Annotated in this window: 2 protein-coding genes and 1 pseudogene; 2 read left to right on the forward strand and 1 reads right to left on the reverse strand. The window is 61.8% G+C overall.

What is annotated here, in order from left to right:
- A pseudogene (locus WCA53_RS04225) lies at positions 1–229 on the reverse strand (energy transducer TonB); the annotation flags it as partial.
- 728 nt (positions 230–957) lie between these two features.
- Here WCA53_RS04225 and WCA53_RS04230 point away from each other — a divergent pair.
- Both WCA53_RS04230 and WCA53_RS04235 read left to right on the forward strand, forming a co-directional pair.
- A complete protein-coding gene (locus tag WCA53_RS04230; RefSeq protein WP_423905840.1) occupies positions 958–2640 on the forward strand; it encodes a pyrroloquinoline quinone-dependent dehydrogenase in 1683 nt (560 codons plus the stop codon).
- 56 nt (positions 2641–2696) lie between these two features.
- Entirely contained in the window at positions 2697–3272 is a 576-nt protein-coding gene (locus WCA53_RS04235; RefSeq protein WP_423905838.1) for a c-type cytochrome, read from the forward strand.
- Positions 3273–3457 lie beyond the last annotated feature (185 nt).

Consider the following 3457-nt stretch of genomic DNA (forward strand, 5'->3'; position numbering starts at 1 on the left):
GTGTCGGTCGGATCGCGGGGAGGGGCACGGGATTTGGCGGTGCTGGCGATGTCGCGGCGAGGGGTACGACCGGCTGGGGCTCCGCGCTCAATAGCTCTGCAGTGATCGTCCGGGATTCGAGCGGCCGTTCGATGGTCCTGTCGTGCACCGCGATCATCCATGCGAGCAAGCCCGCATGGACGAGGATCACAGAGCCCAGCACGACAACAATACGACGGCACCGCGTCACGGATGACGCGATGGGTCTGGTGGGCGCTATCGCAAGCGGCAGTATCACAGTCGTGGCCGGGCAAGGGCTGAATCGTGGGCGGAGGACGACCCATCCATAGATTCGTAGCCTGATGGATCTCAAGGTTAACCCCGGCATTTCCTATCGCCCGAGCCATGCACCGTTGCCGTGCTCCTTGACTGGCGTCCCCGCTACGAGCCTGAACTGCTAGCCCGCATTGCTGGCTGAACCGTCGTCTCGTTCCAGTTTGCCAAGTCCGTCTCCATTCTCCACCCGAACAAGCCAGCTTCGAAACCAACAGTAGTACGCATCGCCTCAATTCGGGAAATTCTCCCGCCGCGCGTCCGTTGTCAAACAATCATCCGCTGGGCAACCTTGGTGCCGCCACCAGGATTGAATCGATAAATACGCCGTTCGTCGTAATACCGTCTGGAAAAGAGGGACGGCTTCGCCTACGCTTAAAAAGGCCGGCTTTCTGGTGAGAAAGCGCAAACCGGTTTCCATCTCCTGCAGCCGACCCGCCCTAACCAGGCAATCGACGCTTTGAATTCGAACGCGTTCTGCTCAGAGCGCAGCCGATAGGGTTGTGCCATCCCGCATTCGACTCCCCCGCGAGGCAGGCGATGTCGCATTCGCATGACGAATACCCGAAGCCAAGAAAAAACCAGGAGATACTCATGCATGCATCCCGCGGTACCTTATCTGTTTGCGTCTGTGTGTTTCCGCTGATGCTCGGCGTATCCACCGCATTCGGCGCAGACGAGGTGAAAAACAGCGCAACGACGACGTCGGCGCCGATGCCGGCCATGCTCCAGCCGGTGACCCAGCAGGAACTCGACGGGGCTGCCCGCAATGCTGCCGACTGGCTTCATTCGAACGGCTCCTACGCACAGACGCGCTACTACCCCGGCGCGCAGATCAACAAGACCAACGTTGCAAGACTGAAGCCGGCTTTCATCTTCCAGACGGCCGTCAACGAATCGATGGAAACGGCGCCGATCGTTTCGCACGGAGTCATGTTCATTACGACGTCGTTCAATCACGTGTACGCGGTGGACGCAGTGACCGGCAAGGAGTACTGGCATTACAAGCACAAGATGGGGCCGATCACGACATTTTGCTGCGGACCTAACAACCGCGGCGTAGCGATATCGGGCGACCGGCTGTTCATGGGAACTTTGGATTCCAAACTGGTTGCGCTGGATGCGAAGACCGGCAACGTCCTGTGGGAAAGCCAGATTGGCGACCCGGAACTCGGCTACTCGGAGACGATGGCGCCGACCGTGGTCGAAGACAAGGTGCTGATCGGCACCAATGGCGGCGAGTATGGGATCCGCGGGTTCGTCAAAGCCTTCGACGCCGCGTCCGGAAACTTGCTGTGGACGTTCTACACGATCCCGGAAACTGGCCAGGAGGGCGTCTGGGCGACCAAGGACGCGACCGGCCGGGACATGAAACGCAATATCGACGCCGAAAAGCAGCAGCTTGCCGGCAAGGGCGGGGACTTCTACAAGACGCTGGGTGGCGGCGTGTGGATGACGCCTGCGATCGACCGGGACACGCGCACTGTCATTTTCGCGGTCGGCAATCCGTCTCCGGACCTGTATGGGGCCGTTCGTCCCGGAGACAATCTCTATACGGATTCGCTCGTCGCGATCGACCTCGACACCGGCAAATACAAGTGGCACTACCAATACATCGCGCATGACATCTGGGATCTCGATGCGGTGAGCCCACCGATCCTCGTCGACGTCCGCGACACCGACGGCCACATGATCCCTGGCGTGATCCACGGCGGAAAGACCGGGCACGTGTACGTCCATGATCGTCGCACCGGCCGGCTGATCCGCTTCTCGCAAGCGATGATTCCGCAGGAAAACATGTGGACGCTGCCCACCGCCGAGGGCGCGCGGATGTTGCCGGGCGCCAATGGCGGCGTCGAATGGTCGCCGATGGCGTTTGACCCGCAGACACGCCTCGCTTACGCGGCGAACCTGCATCAGCCGATGACCTATCAGGTCGAAGACGCGGCCTATCCGGGCGGCAGCAAGCTGTGGCTCGGCGGCGCGTTCAAGACCATTGCGTCGGAGGCGCAATGGGGCAAGCTGGTCGCGGTCAATATCGACACCGGCAAGATCGCGTGGTCCTACAAGACCGAGCAACCGCTGATCGGCGGCGTGCTCGTGACCGCCGGCGGCCTCGTGTTCAACGGGGAGGGCAACGGCTTGTTCCGGGCTTTCGACGCGTCGACCGGCAAGATGCTGTGGGAATTCCAGTGCGGCGCTGGCGTAAACGCACCTGCGGTGTCGTACACGATCCACGGCAAGCAGTACGTTGCCGTCGCAGCGGGCGGCAATACGCAGATCGACTTCAAGCGCGGCAATACCGTTGTCGTATTCGCGTTGCCGTGAGCCGGACTACGGCAGTCGCCGCCAGAGACGCACACCCCTATCGCCGCGCAGGTTTGATGTGGGCGAGCTTGGCTGTTGCTTGCGTTGCCGCCGGGTGGTTCCCCACCGGCGCCCACGCTGACGTTGCCGCCGGACAGGCGAAGGCTGCGGTATGCGTGGCCTGCCATGGCCCCATGGGCAATTCGACCAACCCCGACTACCCGATCCTGGCAGGACAAACCGCGCGCTACCTCTACCTGGAACTGCGGGACTTCAAGGAGGGACGCCGCAGCGATCCGCGCATGACGCCGATGGCCGCCGGATTGTCACGCGAGGACATGATGGATCTCGCCGATTATTTCGCCGCACAGCGGCCCGCACCCGTGCCGTTCAAGGCCGATCCGGTCAGGATCGACGCAGGACGTCGCAAAGCTGCGGAGGTGTTGTGCACGATGTGTCATCTGGGCGGCTTTACCGGGCAGAACGAGATTCCGCGTGTCGCTGGACAGTACGATCAGTACATCGTCAAGCAATTGAACGATTTCCGCGCACGCAGGCGGACCAACGATGCGGGCAACATGACGAGTGTCACGAAAGGGCTGTCCGACGAGGACATCGAGAGCCTGGCTGCCTATATCGCCAATCTGCAGTAGCGGCGGCGTTGCGTTGCGTCGCACGCAACGCATGCGGTCCGCCTGAACGCGAGTGAGAACAATGAGACGAACTGTTAGAGGGTTAGCGTGCCTCGCGCTGCTGGTTGGCGCATTCGGCGCTGGTCTGCCGGCGAGCGTGATGGCCGCCGACGCGGCGCTGAACCAGCAACTGCTCTCTGCTGCCA

Origin of the sequence: Caballeronia sp. (assembly GCF_049581465.1) — a bacterium.
Taxonomy (GTDB): Bacteria; Pseudomonadota; Gammaproteobacteria; order Burkholderiales; family Burkholderiaceae; genus Caballeronia.